The sequence below is a fragment of the Algorimicrobium algoritergicola genome, assembly GCF_008086165.1.
Classification (GTDB): domain Bacteria; phylum Bacteroidota; class Bacteroidia; order Flavobacteriales; family Flavobacteriaceae; genus Algorimicrobium; species Algorimicrobium algoritergicola.
The window spans coordinates 1-19,287 of the sequence record NZ_VSKL01000003.1; the positions used below are offsets into that span (position 1 = coordinate 1).

Annotated in this window: 12 protein-coding genes and 1 pseudogene; 10 read left to right on the plus strand and 3 right to left on the minus strand. The window is 33.6% G+C overall.

Annotation, left to right across the window (positions count from 1 at the left end; translation table 11 throughout):
• Positions 1–631 precede the first annotated feature (631 nt).
• On the plus strand, positions 632–1,168 hold the full coding sequence (locus ES675_RS09060; protein WP_066257228.1) for a DUF6933 domain-containing protein: 537 nt from the start codon (positions 632–634) through the stop codon (positions 1,166–1,168).
• A gap of 288 nt (positions 1,169–1,456) precedes the next feature.
• Positions 1,457–3,109 carry a HEAT repeat domain-containing protein gene (locus ES675_RS09065; RefSeq protein WP_066257222.1) on the plus strand — a complete coding sequence of 551 codons (1,653 nt, stop codon included), beginning with the start codon at positions 1,457–1,459 and terminating at the stop codon, positions 3,107–3,109.
• Between the two features lie 51 nt (positions 3,110–3,160).
• Here the strand turns inward: ES675_RS09065 and ES675_RS09070 are convergent, their stop codons facing one another.
• A complete protein-coding gene (locus tag ES675_RS09070; protein ID WP_066257220.1) occupies positions 3,161–4,105 on the minus strand; it encodes an IS110 family RNA-guided transposase in 945 nt (314 codons plus the stop codon).
• Between the two features lie 502 nt (positions 4,106–4,607).
• Here ES675_RS09070 and ES675_RS09075 point away from each other — a divergent pair.
• Positions 4,608–5,723, plus strand: coding sequence for a serine hydrolase domain-containing protein (locus ES675_RS09075; protein ID WP_197503482.1), 1,116 nt, complete (start codon positions 4,608–4,610; stop codon positions 5,721–5,723).
• A 44-nt stretch (positions 5,724–5,767) separates the two neighbouring features.
• Here ES675_RS09075 and ES675_RS09080 read toward each other — a convergent pair.
• Positions 5,768–6,430, minus strand: a pseudogene (locus ES675_RS09080) (IS110 family transposase); the annotation flags it as partial.
• Positions 6,431–6,729: 299 nt separating this feature from the next.
• Here ES675_RS09080 and ES675_RS09085 point away from each other — a divergent pair.
• The 7 genes from ES675_RS09085 to ES675_RS09115 all read left to right on the plus strand — a co-directional run bounded on the left by ES675_RS09085 (position 6,730) and on the right by ES675_RS09115 (position 14,896).
• On the plus strand, positions 6,730–10,134 hold the full coding sequence (locus tag ES675_RS09085; RefSeq protein WP_066251232.1) for a CHAT domain-containing protein: 3,405 nt from the start codon (positions 6,730–6,732) through the stop codon (positions 10,132–10,134).
• Between the two features lie 58 nt (positions 10,135–10,192).
• Positions 10,193–10,780 (plus strand): hypothetical protein, encoded by a 588-nt coding sequence (locus ES675_RS09090; protein WP_066251229.1) that lies wholly within the window; start codon positions 10,193–10,195, stop codon positions 10,778–10,780.
• Between the two features lie 35 nt (positions 10,781–10,815).
• Positions 10,816–11,781: a hypothetical protein gene (locus tag ES675_RS09095; RefSeq protein WP_066251225.1), complete on the plus strand. Its 966-nt coding sequence runs from the start codon at positions 10,816–10,818 to the stop codon at positions 11,779–11,781.
• Positions 11,782–11,827: 46 nt separating this feature from the next.
• Positions 11,828–12,316 (plus strand): AAA family ATPase, encoded by a 489-nt coding sequence (locus ES675_RS09100; protein WP_066251222.1) that lies wholly within the window; start codon positions 11,828–11,830, stop codon positions 12,314–12,316.
• 13 nt (positions 12,317–12,329) lie between these two features.
• A complete protein-coding gene (locus tag ES675_RS09105; protein ID WP_066251218.1) occupies positions 12,330–13,478 on the plus strand; it encodes a serine hydrolase domain-containing protein in 1,149 nt (382 codons plus the stop codon).
• Between the two features lie 188 nt (positions 13,479–13,666).
• The gene (locus ES675_RS09110) at positions 13,667–14,299 is read left to right on the plus strand and encodes an outer membrane beta-barrel protein (RefSeq protein WP_082985903.1); all 633 of its coding nucleotides are present in this window, start codon (positions 13,667–13,669) and stop codon (positions 14,297–14,299) included.
• 225 nt (positions 14,300–14,524) lie between these two features.
• Entirely contained in the window at positions 14,525–14,896 is a 372-nt protein-coding gene (locus ES675_RS09115; RefSeq protein ID WP_066251215.1) for a DUF2200 domain-containing protein, read from the plus strand.
• Between the two features lie 118 nt (positions 14,897–15,014).
• On the opposite strand, the gene ES675_RS09120 is transcribed toward ES675_RS09115, so the two are convergent.
• A complete protein-coding gene (locus tag ES675_RS09120; RefSeq protein WP_066251212.1) occupies positions 15,015–19,262 on the minus strand; it encodes a beta strand repeat-containing protein in 4,248 nt (1,415 codons plus the stop codon).
• Positions 19,263–19,287 lie beyond the last annotated feature (25 nt).

Below are 19,287 nucleotides of genomic sequence, written 5' to 3' on the forward strand. Positions count from 1 at the left end.
TTTTTTGAAAGGACAATCTACGCGAGTTTCAACGACTTAAAATCGAGGTCTAAAAGCCTCATAGAACTGTACGAAATCTGTGTAGAAAAGAGAGGGGATTTTCAATGTTGACGAGATCAAAGTCTCTGCGTGTATATTAACCTTATTCCTCTCTTTTGTGCTTTCTTATTAATAGGCCTTAATTTAGTGTTTTTATTAAAATGCTAACTTAAGACGTGTATAATTAATGGCTAGTTCTCTCTTACTTACGAAAATCCTCTCGGATTTTCTATTCGGTTTTTATTTGCTAAATTAGGTGCTTAAACGCGCCACTAATCATACACAAAACCGTTGTGCTTCATTATGACCCGTCCTGAAATAAGGCTTAGTGTAAAGGATGTCCCTTATCATACATTAAGTACTGATAAATATTTTACTTAAAACTTTAACCCTAAAGTAGCTTGTGCTTTTCTACCATCTCCTAGTATACCTTTGTCGGACCATGTAGTGTTTGGATTAGTAACCGAACGTATATTAGCTCTATAGTATTTGTATTTGTAACTTTGCTTACCCAAACGAATTGAAATGCACTTGATTATTTCTAAGCGGTGCAGTACGAGTTTGAGATAAATGATAATTTGAAATTTAAATAATGGCAATAATATACTGTACCCAAAAATTTGAAACTGTAGTTGGTAAAACACGCATAGTTAAATCGGATAAATCTTCTCCTCTTGGTAACTGGAACGCTAATGTGTTTATGGTTAGCAAGAAAAATTGTGTAATACTAATGAATGATGTTTCTTATTATTCTGTGCTTTTAATTGATTTTAAAAAAAATGATTTAATGAATTTTCATGAAGTATTTGCTGAGCGCTTTTTTAAGCAATTGGAAAATGATGAGATAAGTTTTCCATCTGAATTTACAGACAAAATCACGAAAGAGTTACAGCCTGTTTTTTTAACTACCAATAATAATAGAAAGGTATTGGGTGCTATACAGGATGCCACCCTTGATATGAAGAGATATATTACCGAAGACTATAGTGACAATATTGATTATATAGACGTTGACGAATTGAATTCCAATATTAATGAAAAGATTATAAGCGTTCTTGGTAAAAAGAAACGTGGTTATGGGTATCCTAATGATGCAATACAGGAGTTGTTGAATAAGTTTTGTGTGTAGCAGATTGGTATTGAGTTTTAAATCTCGTTTATAAAAAAGTAATAGCGCTCATTTCTATAATTTCGATCCTGCTTGGTTGTGTGTTGCTGTAAAGAGGGAAATAATATATAGTCAATAAATTTAATTAAAAAATAAAACATTTGCCAACAATGTATAAAAATAATTTCTCGATTTTGGGCTTAACCAAAGGTAGTTGCAAGTTTATTACGTCTGATTTTCCTGCGGAAAATCCTCGCACGTAAACCCGCAACTATTCTTATACGAGACGTTAGGGCACATTAGAACGAAATGAAGAAACACATCATAATTTTAGTAACATTTTTAATTTCAATCGCTTCATTCGGACAGAATATTGACGATTTTAAAAAGGACTTTAAAAAAGCAACGGAAACTGAATTCAGCGAATCCGATTTGAATGAAATGTTCAGAACGTATTCCAATTTACTGACACCACATAGTGACATAACTCAACTTACTGCAAGTTTCAAAAACAAACGAATAATTCAATATCCACTTTGCGAGTTTAAAGAAACAGACGATTATAAAAACAATATCCAAACTCTACTAAATTCAGAAAACCCAAGCCAAAGACTACTTTCTTATTTAGTAATTGCTGGAGCTGGAGATAAAAACTATGAAAAGGAACTTTTAGAAAAATTAAAAACAGAGAAAACTAAAAGAAACCTAATTTGGTCTGGAATGGCATTAATGTATTTACAAACGAACCACACAACACCGCTTTTTGATTTTCTAATCGAGAATGAGAATTTTGGAGACAGTCATATGATTCCTATGTATTTCCAACTAAATAAAGATTCACTTCAAAATACTGCTTACAAAAGAATTAATAGCTCAAACTTAAAAGCAAAAGTACTTTCTGCACAATTACTTTCAAAAACAGGAAAGAATGAAAAAACTGAAAAATTATTACTTGATGCAGTAAAGAATTGGGACTATAACATAAAAGGTTATGCAATATTTTCTGTAAAAGAATTAGAAATGGGAAATCTAAAAGAAACCTTTATGCCTTTATTAGACAGCACAAAAACTCGTCCTATTGCTATTGAAGCGTTAGCTAATAGCCCAACTAAAGAAGATGTGGATTATTTAAAGCGACTTGCTAATTCAGAAAAAGTTGTTTCTAAAGACATTTTAAATGGCTTTTTAGAATCGAAAAATCCAGAAAGTGTCAAATATTGGCTTGAACTTGTTTCAAGCAAAGAAATTCCTGAAAAATATTATTTCAATACTTTAAGAAAACCTCTTTTGTTTTCTGATGAATTGTTGAGTGACGTTCAAACAACTCTAAAAACGACAAAATATCTAACGATTCAAAAAACCTTAATAAAGGTTCTTGAAGGTCGAGAAGATTCCGAATCTGAAGAAATACTTCTGGACTATATGGATAACGAAGATTCTTCTGTTCGATATTGGACTGTGGATGCTCTAAAAAATACTAAATCAAAAATAGTAATCGAAAAACTTATTGAGTTACTAAAAAAACCAGAAAAACGTGTTTCACCAATTACAGGAATCCTAATTAATAACAATGTAGATTCTCTTCAAACTATTTATGTAGATATTTACAATACATATGAAAGTTCAGAATGGAAACGAACAGCAATAGATTATTTATCCAAATTTCCAAAAGAAGAACATACAGGGATTTTCAAAGATATTATCTACAATGAAGATTCAGGTTATTCAATGAACAGAAATGCATCAATTGGACTTGCAAACCTTAATGATAAAAGTTCAATAGACAGAATTATTGAGATAAGCGAAAAAGAAAGAGAAGGAAGTGATGGAAATTGTCAAGCCTACTTGAGAGCATTATCAAAAATAAAAGGAGAAAAAGCAAAGATATATATATTATCATTTGAGAACAGCGAATCTGAATATATTTCGGAATTTGTGAAAGAAATAATAGCTATATGGTAAATAATAACGTGCCCTAACAAAGTACTGTGGTAAAAAACAAGTAAAAACTCATTAACTTTTCACCAAAGTACTTCTATAAGTATCGTCATATATTAATCCTGATTTTGCAATTGCAAAAGCCTGTTTTAACAGCTTATTACATACTGCAATTAATGCTAATTTTTTGCTCTTTCCCTTGGCAACTATTCGTTCGTAAATTTCTCTGCATGCCTTGTTGTATTTACACGCATTAAAACTGCACATAAATAATAAATTACGCAGCTTTTGATTGCCTATCTTGCTGATTCGAGGTCGTCCTTTTACACTGCTTCCGCTCTTTCTAATTACAGGGGTTAAACCTGCATAACTACACAACTCACTTCCGCTTGTAAAACGCTCAAAACCGTCTGTGAGAACAACCAACATAAGCGATGTTTTCTTGCCAATGCCTGGTATCGTTTTTAAACGTGTTAACACATCTTGATGCACTTGTTTTACTAAAATTAGTAATTTATCTTCCAAGGTTTTCATTTCTTTTTCAACCTGTTTTAAACTACGTTTCAAAGATTGTACAACGGCTTTACTTGGATACCCTAAAACTTCTTCACCATGTAATTTATTTTTTAACATCGTGCTCTGTTTTGTATACACAGAAAGGAGTCTGGTCATTTGTAGACATTCTGTTTGGTGTTTAGAGTTACCTTTCCAAAGCTTTAATTCTACCTGTTTTGCATACGCACAAATCAGTTTTGAATCACTTTTATCCGTCTTGATCTTCGAGAGCTTCATCTGGATAAAGCGTTTGACTGCTAATGGATTTTCTACAGACAATTTGATGCCAGATTCCAATAAAAAATAAGCTAACTGATAATGATAATAACCTGTAGCTTCCATCACACAATGACTATCAATATCCAAGAGTTTTACAAACTTTTTAAAACCAGATGGATTGTTTTTAAACTGATAATAATTGCCGTCGGAATCTGTGACATCAAAAACCAGATGGCTAATGTCTATTTATTCATGCACGCCTATTTTTATTTATTGGTATTCATGATTTGCTTCGCAGTTCTAAATATTTAATATCTTTATTCATAAGAAAATGTTTTTTGAAAGGACAATCTACGCGAGTTTCAACGACTTAAAATCGAGGTCTAAAAGCCTCATAGAACTGTACGAAATCTGTGTAGAAAAGAGAGGGGATTTTCAATGTTGACGAGATCAAAGTCTCTGCGTGTATATTAACCTTATTCCTCTCTTTTGTGCTTTCTTATTAATAGGCCTTAATTTAGTGTTTTTATTAAAATGCTAACTTAAGCCGTGTAAAGTTCATTGCTTACTACTAGCCTATTCGGAAAAGTATTTGATTTTCCAATGTTGAGTTTGTATTTGCAAAGTTTATCGCTAAATTCACGCAACGAGACCTTACACAAACACGTTACCCACAGTTAAAAAAAACATTGTAACAAAAATTGCAATTTAACGTCTTACAAAAATATTCATCAATCAAACAATCAAAATGAAACAATCAAAACTTCTGATTTTGTTTACAATTATTAGCTTCACATTAACTGCACAAAACAGTCCATTCAATCCAAAACAATCAGATGACGGTTGGAAAACCGAAAACAAACTTTTAGGAAATAGGACAATCGAAAAAATGGACAGCCTTGTTTCTTCAAACGAATTCAAGCAGATTTCAAGCATCGTAATTGCCCATAACGGAAAAGTGATTTTTGAAAATTACTACAACGATAATAATTCTGACACAAAACATAATACTCGTTCTGCCACAAAAACAATAACAGGAACACTTATTGGAACTTTAATTCAAGAAGATTTAATAAAATCGGTAAACGAAAAAGCATCCGAATTTTCAAAAGTTGAGAACTTGCAAAATCCTGACAATCGTAAAGACGAAATAACGATTGAGGATTTACTTACAATGTCGTCAATTTTAGAATGTGATGATTGGGACCAAAACTCAAGAGGACAAGAGGAAAAAATGTATATTATTGAAGATTGGGTTAAATTCTATTGGGATTTGCCAATAAAGGGATTTCCTGAATGGAAAACAAAACCAAAAGACTCAAAATACGGTCGAAGTTATAGCTATTGTACTGCTGGTGTAGTAGTTTTAGGAGATATAATAGACAACGTTTCTGGTTCATTAGAAAAATATGCAGAAAAGTCACTTTTTTATAAATTAGGAATTAAAGATTATCATTGGCAAATTACACCAACTGGACTTCCAATGACTGGTGGAGGACTTGGATTAAAAAGTCGAGATTTACTAAAAATCGGACAGTTATACTTGAACAATGGAAAATGGAATAACGAACAAATAATTTCAGAAGAATTCGTTAAAAAATCAACTAAACCTCACGCAGAAGTAGGAATGTTCGACTATGAATATGGTTATTTATGGTGGTTATCTGAATTTGGACAAGACCAAAAAGAAAAAGCATATTTTATGTCTGGAACAGGTGGAAACAAAATAGCCGTTTTTCCTAAATTAGATATGGTTGTTGTTCTAACAAGTACATATTTTAACGGAGGAATGGAATCGCATAACCAAACGACAAAACTATTAGACGAATACATTGTTCCCGAAATAAAGAAACTGAAAAAATAACTGTGGGTAACAAAGTACTGTGGTAAAAAACAAGTAAAAACTCATTAACTTTTCACCAAAGTACTTCTATAAGTATCGTCATATATTAATCCTGATTTTGCAATAGCAAAAACCTGTTTTAACAGCTTATTACATACTGCAATTAATGCTAATTTTTTGCTCTTTCCCTTGGCAACTATTCGTTCGTAAATTTCTCTGCATGCCTTGTTGTATTTACACGCATTAAAACTGCACATAAATAATAAATTCCGAAGCTTCTGATTGCCTATCTTGCTGATTCGAGGTCGTCCTTTTACACTGCTTCCGCTCTTTCTAATTACAGGGATTAAACCTGCATAACTACACAACTCACTTCCGCTTGTAAAACGCTCAAAACCGTCTGTGAGAACAACCAACATGAGCGATGTTTTCTTGCCAATGCCTGGTATCGTTTTTAAACGTGTTAACACATCTTGATGCACTTGTTTTACTAAAATTAGTAATTTATCTTCCAAGGTTTTCATTTCTTTTTCAACCTGTTTTAAACTACGTTTCAAAGATTGTACAACCGCTTTACTTGGATACCCTAAAACTTCTTCACCATGTAATTTGTTTTTTATCATCGTGCTCTGTTTTGTATACATAGAAAGGAGTCTGGTCATTTGCAGGCATTCTGTTTGGTGTTTAGAGTCACCTTTCCAAAGCTTTAATTCTACCTGTTTTGCATACGCGAATTGAAAGTTGAATTTTGGTGAATTTAGAAAATTGACAGTCGTTATATAGGGTTTACTATAGCAATACTATTGGCATGGACTGCACATATCTGTTTAACGACATTTAAAAATGGTATAAAATTTGAAATAAGGTCTAACAGGCAACTATTTGATCCAATGAAATTTAGATTTTTTTAAAAACGCTGAAATTTTTCTGACTATTTTTTCACATTTAAGGTGTTTTAAAATTTTGTACTATTTTAGCTATGGTTAGTCCTTGGAATTATTTCCGTTTATGCTTTTAATACAACCACATGAAACAGGTTTTTTTTAGTATTCTTTTTATGTATTCATGTGCTTTCGCTTTTGCGCAGAATACGGATAGCCATTATGAACAATGGTTATCGTTGATTTTAAAAGGTGACCAAGCCATCAAGGAGCAACAAACAGATAGTGCTCAATTTTACTACTTAAAAGCCAAGGATTTTTCAGCTATTAACTTATTGGACCATCCCGTTTATATGTATTCCTTGGATCGGCTGATTTCAAATGCAATACCGCTACATCTTGAGGAACAGACTAAAAATTATTTAAAGGATGTTGAAACAAGAACCAATACTATTTATGGAGCTTCTCATCCATTTAGCAATTATGTTTCAGATTCATTAATGGACGTTCAAGCGTATTTATCTGGTAAAAAAAGCCTCGTAAATGATTATTATAATGAATTAGATAATCAATTTGAAGCTCAAGATAAAAATAACAAAGCTATTGCACCATTTGCGAAAGAATTAGCGCTTTATAGTTTCATGATTAGCGAAAACCAAAATGCCCAATACTATTTTCAATCTTGGGAACCACATGAAAACACGGGCTATGAAGCTTATAAGGACATTCACCTTCTCTGTAATCTGAACCATTCAAATACATTATTTGACGCCAATGAAAACGAAGAAGCACTTTCCTATATTATTAGAGCCTATAAAATTATGGAAACGGATTCGGTGCTTGAAAAGCGTTTTGGTATTAATATTCGTGACAAGCTTTTTAATTATTTTAGAGATATTAAAGATTATGAACTAGCTTGTTATTATGCCATAAATCTGTCAGATCATTACAAAAACACATTTGGCAAAACCAGTAATGAATATGTCTATATCTTAAATGAGTTAGCCTACAGTCATGGCATGCAAAAAAATGATGAACTTGCTAATGTCTATTACAGTCTGGCTTTGCATATAATGCTCACTAATTTAGATAAGGAGTTTTCAAGTTACCCTGGGATTAAGGATAACTATATATACAGCCTACAAATTCAGAATAAACCAGAGGATATTTTAGAATTCTACAAGAAAGAAATACTCTTTTTTACAGCTTCTAAAGTCTTTAACGAAAATTATATAAGAGCTTTAAAAGACTACAAAGAACTAGTAGATATTGGAAATGATGACATAGAAATTATACGAATTTTGAATCTGGAAATAGATTACTACAATCATAAAAATCTTTATGAAAGTGATTTTATTAAAGCCGTTTTTAAATTAGCGGGTTTGTATGTGTTTTATTCTGAAAGTAATAAAGTGGATCAAATCCTTGATAAAAACAGAACTAACTTAGAGTTAGCATTAAAAAATTCAGATTATAATGCTGGTGAGTTTTATCGTTCCATGGTTGTTTTTGAAAATTCTCGAACCAATGGGGATACCATGGTATCGAAAAAAAGAATGTTAGAATACAGTAATAACGCTGTTTCTTATTTTGAAAAAACTAATACCGATTACAGCTACTATTCTAATTTAATGATATTAAGAGCATTCGCTATTTGGGCATTAGAAGGAAATTCAAAAGGTCTTGACGCTTTTTATAGCCATAAGCAACAACTGGAAAACCGTGGACTAACCCAAACCGAAGATTATGCCAGTATGCTTTTTTTAATGACCGAACTTACAGAAGGCACAGATAAAAACAAGCAAGATTTAGAACTTATAGAGTCGGCCATGGCAATAAGCAGAACACTAAATCTTGAAAATTCTGCAAACTATAACAGCATGCGAAGCAAATACGCATCTCTATTAGTTAAGACAGGTAAAACTGCAGATGCTGTTCCATATTATAAAGCAACCTATGATTTCCATATTAGCAGATTAGATAGTGAAGCGGTAGTAAAAAGTAGCACGGCCCAAGAATTTAAAATAGATCAAACGGTTTTAGACTTTTTTAGTGAAATTCAATTTATAAATTATCAACTAAATGGTGCGGATGAAGTCCTATTAGACAAAGCCATAGAAGCCTCCTTACTAACAAAAAATTTGACGCTAAATATTTCGGGAAACATTCTTAACCAACTCCGAAACTTGGAGGATGAATATGTTACCCAAAGCATAAAAGCACACACAGAATTGGCCTATCTTCAACTCTATTTAATGGATCTTTATAATAAAAAAGATGATGGTGAAAACAGTGAAAAATTGCGACTTTTGGAAATAAATCTGGATAAATCATATTCAGAGCTTATATCCAGTTATTTTGAAAACCATGATGAAAAGCTTATTACACCTATTAACTATAAAAATTTCAAATTAGATACCAATAGTACCTTTATAGATTATTCTAGAATTAAAGACACAGAAGACAATTTCAGTTATTTAGCTTATGTGTATTCGGCTAAATGGTCTCAACCTAAATTGGTTTATATTGGTTCAGAAGACGCCATTAATAGTATTTTAAACAAAGGCGATCTAAAAAACTTAAGCTATAATACCAGAGGATCTGAAGGTACTAGTATGAATACAGCAACAGTTGGTAAAGAACTTTATACCTTACTTTGGGAACCATTGCTTCCATTTTTAGAAAAAAACACAGAAATAAATTATTCGCTTTCTGGTATTTTAAACAAAATTCCTATGGCAACGCTTCAAGATTCGGAAGGCCAACTCTTATTGGAAAAATATAAACTCCATCAAATATCAAATGCCTCGGTATTAACCACCTCGACCAAAGTGGAACCAACAATTAATAATTTAACCATTTATGGTGGTATTGATTATGATACGCAACGCACGCTAAATTTAACCAATAAATTTAGTTATTTAAAAGGCACAAAGGACGAAGCTTTAGCTATTAAAGCCATAATACCAAATGCTACCATACTGGCCGACAAAGAGGCAAGTGAGTCTAATTTTAGAAACCTTTCAGGCAAATCACCAAGCATTTTACATGTGGCCACCCATGGGTTTTATTTTGATTATGATGAAGCACCAAAAGGTGATTTTGGCAGTAACTTAAAAACAGTAAAGAATCCGTTAAAGCGGACTGGTTTATTATTAGCAGATGGTAATGAAGGTATTAATGGCATTTATCAATCTGGTTTTAAACAACAAACAGATGGTGTTTTAACCTCATTAGAAATTGCTTATATGGATTTGCGTCAAACAGATTTAGTTGTTTTAAGTGCCTGTGAAACCGGCTTGGGAGATATTGATGGTGCTGAAGGCGTTTATGGTTTACAACGCGCTTTTAAAATGGCTGGTGTGGACCTTATATTAATGAGTCTTTGGGAAATACCAGATAAAGAAACAAAAGAATTCATGACCTATTTCTACACAGAATGTCAAGCCAAAAAAGATGTGAGACAAGCTTTTAGAAATACGCAATTACACATGAAGAATTTATATAAAGATAATCCTGAAAATTGGGCTGCCTTTATTTTGGTGGAGTAATTCTATTTTTAAATAACAGCCGTAAAGTTTCTAATAAATTCCAAAAATTGCTAATAAAATGATAAGAATAAAGCATATTTTAGTAATCACATTCCTTCTTACAGCTAGTAAAATAGCTTCTCAAGATTTATTTTTTGAATCTACTTGTGATTGTATTAGTAAAATTGAAAACCATTCAAATGAAAGTAAACTGGTTAATCAAACTAAAGCATGTTTAATTCAAGCAACAACTACTCAACCCGAAGCCGTTAAAAGAATTTTACAAGATTATTTGGCTAAAAACCCAGACAAAAATAAGGAGTTTGCTGAAGAAAATACGTCTGAGATATTATCCGAAGAACTCAAAAAAAAGTGTCCTGTCTTTGCGCAAATTGATACGCAATTAAGATTAGACCGCGAGAATTCTGAAAACATCATCAAAACCGTTGCCAATGACATATGCATTGAGCTAAAAAAACAGTCTAATTTAACAAAAGAAATTGCCAATTCTATTCGAGATAAAAGTGTCAAAAAATATCTGGTTAGTATTTATGGCCAATATAATCTTAAGGATCAGGTGGAATTTAAAAAATTTAAAAATGATTTGAAATCAGAACTTATGAAACAGTGTGATATTAAAAAATTGTTTAATGGAACGAAGTCATAAAGAAATCTCACACTATTTAAAACACCAATTGCTTTATGCTATATATAAAATTCAACATACAAGACACAGCCAAGTTTGCCGATTTCCAAGATTTATACAATCACATGATTGCCATCAGGCAACCAGGTTTTCAAGAAGACGAAGGCCCTAATTTTGACTGGGATAGTATGACCAAAGAAGAAGTAGATGTTGCATTAGTAGAACTCAATGATTTTTTAGATACCAGCCCAGAAGTGCTTCGATACAATAAACTCATTCCTGATTATGCGAAAGAATATCTAGAAAAGTACGTAGAACTTGATAATAAAAAATTAGAATCACTAGGTATTCATAATGTCATATCGGTCTTTAATTATTTGGAATATGGTTTTGAGGTAGATATGGATAAATTGGAAAAGTCAAATGAGCAATATGGGATTGTGGAGTTTTCAACAGGTAACTATCCTTTTGGTGGTATAGAGCGTTTTTTAATAACATTACGGGCGTTTAATATAATACCACTTGAATGTTTTGATGGATTTGAAGTGTGCGAAATTACTTGGCATTCCAACTTTGAGTATGAAATGATTGCACAACCTAAAAAAACTAAAAAACTAAAATCGAAAAACACCAACGAAAATCCCGACAATCCAAAACAACGACATGGTTGTGTAACAGCCTGGCTAATTTTAATGATTGTAGTCAATTCATTAACGGCATTATCCTATCTTTTAGCAGGCAATTCCGTTTCTGAAAATTTCCCAAATGGCGTATCTAGTTCCATGCTAATTATTCTGGCACTTTTAGGTATTGCTAATGTTATTTTTGCTGTATTATTATTCCAATGGAATAAAATTGGCTTTTGGGGATTTCTTACCACTAGTATTATTGTTTTAGGTGTAAATTTAAGTATTGGAATTAGCCTTGGCAGTTCATTATTAGGATTACTTGGTGTGGTGGTATTATATGCTGTATTTCAAATTAAAAAGGACACGGTTCCGGCTTGGAATCATTTAGAATAATTCTAACCATTTACAACAATACTTAACCACTTATTATAGTTTAAAAATGATTCACTTAATAGTAGGAAATACAGGTTCAGGAAAAACAACATATGCTTCTGAATTGAAATTAGAAACAAATGGTATTATTTTCTCCATTGATACTTGGAATAAAACGCTATTTCTTGATGATAAGCAACGAGATGACGGATTGGAATGGTTTTTAGAAAGAATAGAAAGGGCCGAAAAAATAATTATGAGTTTAGTTGATCAATTAGAAAATGCAAACACAGATACCATTTTAGATTTGGGCTTCTCGAAATTTAAACATCGGGAAAAATTTAGAATATTTGCTATAGAAAAGGGGTTCGAAACGCAAACACATTTTTTAGATATTCCAAAAGCAACACGACTACATCGTATATTGCAACGGAATTTAGATAAAGGAGATACATTTGAATTTGAAGTCAGTCAAGAAAATTTCAATTTTATGGAACGTTGGTTTGAAAAACCAAACGCAAAAGAAATGACTAACGGAATAATTATTACGGAATAAAACCACCCACATCATGACTAAATATATTTTACTGCTCTTATCATTTATAGTGTTAAGCTGTAATAATAAACCGAAACAAGTTGTTAAAATTAAAAACAACAAGGATGTAATTGCACAAGTAATAGACAGTCTTGCCGGTAAAATGGTTCAAGATTCGCTAATAAACGCCGCGTCTATTGCCGTTTTTTACAACGGAAAAGAATACATCCAACATTATGGCGAACTAGAAAAAGGAAAAGGCAACACGCCTACAAATAAAACCATTTACGAAATTGGCTCCTTAAGTAAAGTACTAACTGGCACCTTGATGGCGCAAGCTGTTTTGGAGAATAAAATAAGTTTGAATGATGATATTACCAAATACCTCAACGACGATTATCCTAATTTAAGTTATGAGAACCATCCCGTAAAAATCAAACATGTTTTAACACATACGGCAGGATTGCCTAATATGCTGCCTCTTGAAATGAATGCAATTATGGGTGATTTTTTGAATTATGAAACACCAGCAAACATAAATACCGTTTTAGAGAATTACAATCAAACAAAATTCTTCCAGGATCTTCACAGCATTAAAATTGATACCATTCCCGGTTATAAATATGCATACTCCAGCGCCGGAACCGAATTATCAGCACACATATTAGAAACTGTTTACAAAACCAATTTTGAAGATTTGTTAAAAAAATTCTTTTCTGAAAAAGTAGGCATGACACACACAAAAATTAACTTAAATGACTCTGAATTATCTCAATTAGCAGTTGGGTATCATGTGGACAATCCAATTATAACATCGCCAATGGGTAAACTACCTTGGGGCGCAGGGGGAAATATAAAAACAACGGTTCCGGATATGATGAAATTTGTGCAATATCAGCTTAAAAATGATGCTATTGTTCAAGAATCTCACAAATCCGTGTTTCAATATAACGATGAATTTGGTCTTGGGTATTTTTGGAATATTGATAAATCCAACGATACATTAGGAACACAATTCACACATCATGGAGGTGTGCCAAGGTCACAGTGTTATATGTATATAATTCCGGAACACAATATGGGCGCTTTTATTATTACCAACCAAAGCGGTATGAATACGGCTCCAAAAATGCTAGCCGTTTTGAATCCTGTTTTTGATGAACTTATTCAGAAATCCAAATAAAATTAAAACGGGAATAATTTATTCACATTAAAACCCAAATAAAGCCCATTTTCACCCCATCTTTTTTGACTAAAAAGTATAATTACACCATAAATTTCTTCAATAGTATTATAAATTAATAGCTTAAAATTCCTACTCTAAAACTGTAAAAATTAAGTATCTTCATAACAATTAAAAAAAAAGAAATTATGAAAAAATTTAATTTAATGATGCTTGCGCTAACGCTTTTTGCAGCAATTGGTATGCAGGCGCAAGAACAGATGGAAACTAAAGATTCTAAATTTAACATTTTAGCTTCTGGTGGTATTGGTTATGGTATTATGGATAATGATAATGCCCCAAATTACAACATGAATAGTAATACGGGAGATTTATTACTGAATTACCGTGTTCATTCAAAATTTGGGATAGCAACAGGTGTTGGATTTAATCAATTAAGTGGAAACGGTTTTAATGCTATTGGTAATTTTTACCACGAACGTTTTTTAGTCAGAATTCCTTTATTAATAACATTTGACAAACAAGTCGCAGATAAATTCAGCATAATTGGGCATTTGGGGCCTTATGCTCAAAATGTTTTTAAAGATGAGTATTCATTTAACCTAGCGAAAATTGAAGATGTTTATGACGGTTGGAATTTCGGATTTCAATTAGGTCTTGGTTTTGTGTACCAAATAGAACCGCATTTTGGTATCGGAATAAATTACACGGGTCAGTCGGATTTTACTAAACTAGAAACGAAAAACAGTGTGGTTTTCAATGACGAACAAAAACTAAAGAACTTAAATACGTTCGGTTTAATTTTACAATTTAATTTATAGAATTTCAAACCATTTACTATTATTTTTATATAATATAAACCACTTCTTAAACGAAGTGGTTTTTTTATGAATTAAATTTAGGTAACGCTTCGTAGCGAAGTTAAGTCACTAATTTGTTAGCTTTGAATGATGTGAAATTTAATTTTAGTAATCATGCTGTGACTTAAAAAACACAAACTTTTTTAAAAATAAAGTTTATAAAACTAAAAACTAAAGCAATGGAAAATGAAAACAACACCAAAACATAATGAACGCGTGGCCAACATGACATTTGCTTCCGTATTTCCGCATTATATTACAAAAGTGGAAAAGAAAGGCCGAACAAAAGAAGAGTTGTATCAAGTAATTGGTTGGTTAACCGGATTTGATGAAAAGAAATTAGAAATACTTATTGATGAAAAAGTTACGTTTGAAACATTCTTTAATAAAGCAACACTAAATCCAAATGCAGAACTCATAACAGGTGTAATTTGTGGTTACCGCATTGAAGAAATTGATAACCAATTAACAAAACAAGTCCGTTATTTAGATAAATTAATAGATGAGTTAGCGAAGGGTAGAAAAATGGATAAAATATTACGTAAAACAAACGTTTAATTTAGTTAAAAATAGAAGGACATCATGAAAAAATTTGACATCTTTTTTCAATCTAAAAAAGAAAAAGCCAAAACATGATGTTTTGGCTTTTTAATATAGAATTTGACTAATTCAATTCCTATTGTAATATCAGTTTACGCGTCACGGTATTATTTGTTGTTCTTATGTTCAACATATACATTCCCGAAGCCATTCCTGTCATATCAATCGTATTTAGCCCTGAATTTAAAGTTGCTTTCTTCACAACCTGTCCTGTTATAGATACAATCATCAGGGAGATATTTCGGTCTGAAATAGTTCCTAAATTAATTTTAAAGTTTCCATTTGTAGGATTAGGATAAACACGGAATGCAACAGTTTGGTTAAAGTCATCTATAGAAAGTGATATTTGAGATTCTAAAGCACCCAGATCTCTTGAAGAACCAAAAACAGGTTGTCCAATCTGATCTACAAAAACATCGGTTACATCACCTGCATCAAATGCCGGAGAATTATCTAATAATTGATGTGTTAACGTGGTACCGCCATTATCTTGTAGTGGACCAACTAGAGGGTTTACACCTTCTAAATCATTAGCTTGTGGTGTGAAAACATTTAAATCGTCCAATCCAATCAAGTTATAATCGTTAGACATTATTGTTCCGGATACATCCGTTCCCGAAGAAGCTGTATTTAAAGCAACAATGGTATTTTTTAAGGACACATTATTTACCGCGTCAATTCCACCGCCTAAAGCAGCTGTGTTCATAACAACCGTTACCGCATTTAAATCTAAACTAGCACCATTATTAGAAAGCCCACCACCAGATACAGTTGCCGAATTTCCAGAAACAGTACTGGTCATCACTGACGTTATACTTCCCGTGTTGTTGTAAATTCCACCACCTTCGTCAGCAGTATTATTATCAATAGTAGACATGGAAACACTCATCGTTGTTCCGTTTTGGTTCCATAATCCGCCACCTTCATTAGCAGCAGCATTATTGCTTATAGTACTTGTTGAAATGGTTACCACTCCAGACATTCCAGTAACATGAAGTCCACCACCATTTCCTGGCGCTGCAGTTCCTGCTAAACCATTTACATCGTTACCACTCATAATTGAGTTGGTAAATGTTAATGTTCCGTCTATAATTTCTATCGCACCACCTGCTCTATTAGCAGTATTGGTTTCAAAAGAAGAATCTGATACTGTTACGTCACCAGCAGTGCTTAAAAGTCCACCACCCGATGCCGAAGTACCACTTGATGTATTATTTGATACAAGGGTTCCATTCGTAATATTTAAGGTTCCTCCATTATTAAATACGCCTGCACCCCCATCATCAGCGGCATCACCTTGTGCGATATTTGAATCGATTGTTACAGCTTCTAAAGTCATAACACCTGAACCGTTCCATAATCCACCACCTTCACGAGTAGCCATATTTCCATTAACAGTTCCGCCTGTAATTGTAGAATTACCTGGACCTGTAATATGTAAACCACCACCATTTCCTGGTGCTGATCCGGTTGAATTATTGTTTAAAGTAACATTTGTCAATGTTAATGTTCCAACAGCGTTAGTTGAATTATCTTCAATACCACCACCTGCTCTATTGGATGTGTTTCCTGAAATTTCAGAATCTGAAATTGTTAAAATACCGCCATCTACATTTTGAATTCCGCCTCCAGAACCAGAAGCTCCAGTAGCCATATTATTGGTAATTATTGCGCCATTTTGAACGATAAGTGTTCCTCCGTTGTTAAAAAGGGCACCGCCACCATTATCAGCATTGGCACCTAAAGCCATATTGCTATCTAAAGTTGTACCAGCTACAGTCATTATTCCTGAACCATTCCATAAACCACCACCTTCTGAAGCTGCCGTGTTCATATTTACTGTTCCACCTGTAACATCAACAGTACTGTTTCCACTAACGTGCAGTGCGCCTCCATTTCCTGGTGCACCAGCTCCGGTTACAACCCCTGTGTCATTCGAATTTAAAGTGACATTGGTTAACATAACAGCACCTCCACCATTTGTTTCAATTCCGCCACCAGCTCTGTTCGATTGGTTATCCATTATGGTAATCCCATTAGCAGTCAATGTTCCAGCAGCATTTAAAATTCCACCACCAGTTGATTGAACGCCATCAGCACTATTATTTATAATCATTGTTGAACCTGATAAATCTAATGTTCCACCTTCATTATAAACTCCTCCACCTCCAGCTGCTCCAGCTGTCATGGCATCGTTTCCTGATGCTGTATTACCATCAATTGTATGATCTACAACCGTCATAACACCCGAACCATTCCAAAGTCCACCACCTTCGTTAGCAGCTATGTTACCATTTGTTGTTCCGCCTGTAATATTTGTTGTGGCAGGTCCACTTACGTGCAATCCACCACCAGAACCTGGTGCTGCAATTGCCGGCGAAACGCCTGCATTATTCATATCTAAAATTGCATTAATCAGATTTAAAGTTCCACCAGCTAACTCAATTCCACCACCTGCGCGATTGGCTTGATTGCTTGTTATGGCAGATTCATTTACGGTTACATTTCCTCCTATTGTTAGAATTCCTCCACCAGATCCAGCTGCACCATCCGCAATATTACTACTAATGGTTGTGCTATTTTGAACTAAAAGTGTTCCGCCATTGTTAAAGATTCCACCACCACCATCATCGGCAGCTGGTCCACTTGCTATATTTCCAGTAATCAATGTTCCATTCACAGTCATTATTCCAGAACCGTTCCATAAACCACCACCTTCTCTAGTCGCTGTATTTTCTGTAACTGTTCCGCCAGATATATTGGTATCCGCCATTCCTGTTATATGTAATCCACCACCATTTCCAGGCGCTGAACCTGTTGTATTAAAATCTAATGTTACATTACTTAAATTAACCGTTCCATCAATGGCTTCAATTCCACCACCGGCTCTATTAGACGTGTTATATGCTACCCACGAATCGTTAACGGTTACAACACCATCAGTACTAAATATACCGCCTCCAGAACCTGAAGTTCCAACAGCTTGATTATTTAAAACTTGAGAAGATGAATTAATAGTTAAGGTTCCACCGTTATTAAAGATACCACCGCCACCATCATCTGCGGCATCGCCATAGGCTGTATTATTATCAACAGATACCATAGTTAATGTCATAGTTCCTAAATTATTCCATAATCCACCACCTTCACGTGCAGCCAGATTATTTTGTATCATAGAAAGGTTTGAAATAGTTGCATTGGTTGTTCCTGACAAGTGCAGTGCACCACCATTTCCTGGATTAGGCATGATTGTATTTCCCAATCCAATATCAACACCAGCGGCATTACCAATTAGCGTAACACCATCAAGCATCAACAATCCATTAGAAGCATCTTCAATAGCACCTCCTGCTCTACTAGCATAATTTCCCGAAATTGTTAATCCATTTGCTAAATTTAAGATTCCACCTGAATTATTAAAAATGGCTCCACCACGCCCACCAGGTGTGTCTCCCATTGCTATATTGCTAGTTAATGCTGTCATGGCATCAACTGTTAGTGTTCCGCCATTGTTAAAAAGACCACCACCTCCAGTGGCATCTCCAACTGCTGAATTTTCTGAAACGTCTACAGCACTAACCATCATAGTTCCACTGCCATTCCATAATCCGCCACCTTCTTTAGCAGCTATATTCCCCATTACAGTTCCACCAGTAATATTGCTATCACCAGCTCCTGTTATATGCAAACCACCACCATTTCCGGGTGCGGCTATAGCGGGAGACGTTCCTGCATTGTTATTATCAAGGTTCACATTATTTAATGTTATACCTAATCCTGCGCCTGAATTATCTTCAATTCCACCACCTGCTCGGTTCGCTATGTTTGCTGTAATTCCTGAACTATTTACGACCAACACTCCGCCAACATCATTAAAAATAGCACCACCGGAACCCGAAGCTCCATTAGCAGTGTTAAATGTTAAAAAGGAATTATTAATAGTAACTGAAGCATTAGACATATAAATAGCGCCACCATCATCGGCAACACCATTTGTAAGTGTTAAGTTTTCCAGAACAATTGATCCAGATGTTATATTAAATACTCTACTAGAACTATTGGCATCAATTGTAGAGGTAGTTCCAGAAACCCCTAAAATTGTTAAATCTTTATCAATAAGAATTTCTCCTAATACCAACGATATGTTTGTTATAGAAGCATCAAATGTAAGTGTACTTCCTGGTGCAGCATTAGCGATTTCTACTCGCAATGTTCCAGATGTCGTTCCGTCATCGGCCGAACTTGTAATAGTCTGGCTCCATGCTTTGTTGGTTGTAAAAACTGCAATAGAAATTGCAATTAATAACGTAATTTTTTTCATCATAATTAGTGTTTTTGGTTATACAATA

Excerpts from the sequence above, each read along its gene's own strand:
- ES675_RS09120 (WP_066251212.1), bottom strand. The coding sequence starts at position 19,262 with ATGATGAAAAAAATTACGTTATTAATTGCAATTTCTATTGCAGTTTTT.
- ES675_RS09085 (WP_066251232.1), top strand. The coding sequence starts at position 6,730 with ATGAAACAGGTTTTTTTTAGTATTCTTTTTATGTATTCATGTGCTTTC.
- ES675_RS09090 (WP_066251229.1), top strand. The coding sequence starts at position 10,193 with ATGATAAGAATAAAGCATATTTTAGTAATCACATTCCTTCTTACAGCT.
- ES675_RS09105 (WP_066251218.1), top strand. The coding sequence starts at position 12,330 with ATGACTAAATATATTTTACTGCTCTTATCATTTATAGTGTTAAGCTGT.
- ES675_RS09060 (WP_066257228.1), top strand. The coding sequence starts at position 632 with ATGGCAATAATATACTGTACCCAAAAATTTGAAACTGTAGTTGGTAAA.
- ES675_RS09075 (WP_197503482.1), top strand. The coding sequence starts at position 4,608 with ATGAAACAATCAAAACTTCTGATTTTGTTTACAATTATTAGCTTCACA.
- ES675_RS09110 (WP_082985903.1), top strand. The coding sequence starts at position 13,667 with ATGAAAAAATTTAATTTAATGATGCTTGCGCTAACGCTTTTTGCAGCA.
- ES675_RS09095 (WP_066251225.1), top strand. The coding sequence starts at position 10,816 with ATGCTATATATAAAATTCAACATACAAGACACAGCCAAGTTTGCCGAT.
- ES675_RS09065 (WP_066257222.1), top strand. The coding sequence starts at position 1,457 with ATGAAGAAACACATCATAATTTTAGTAACATTTTTAATTTCAATCGCT.
- ES675_RS09115 (WP_066251215.1), top strand. The coding sequence starts at position 14,525 with ATGAAAACAACACCAAAACATAATGAACGCGTGGCCAACATGACATTT.
- ES675_RS09100 (WP_066251222.1), top strand. The coding sequence starts at position 11,828 with ATGATTCACTTAATAGTAGGAAATACAGGTTCAGGAAAAACAACATAT.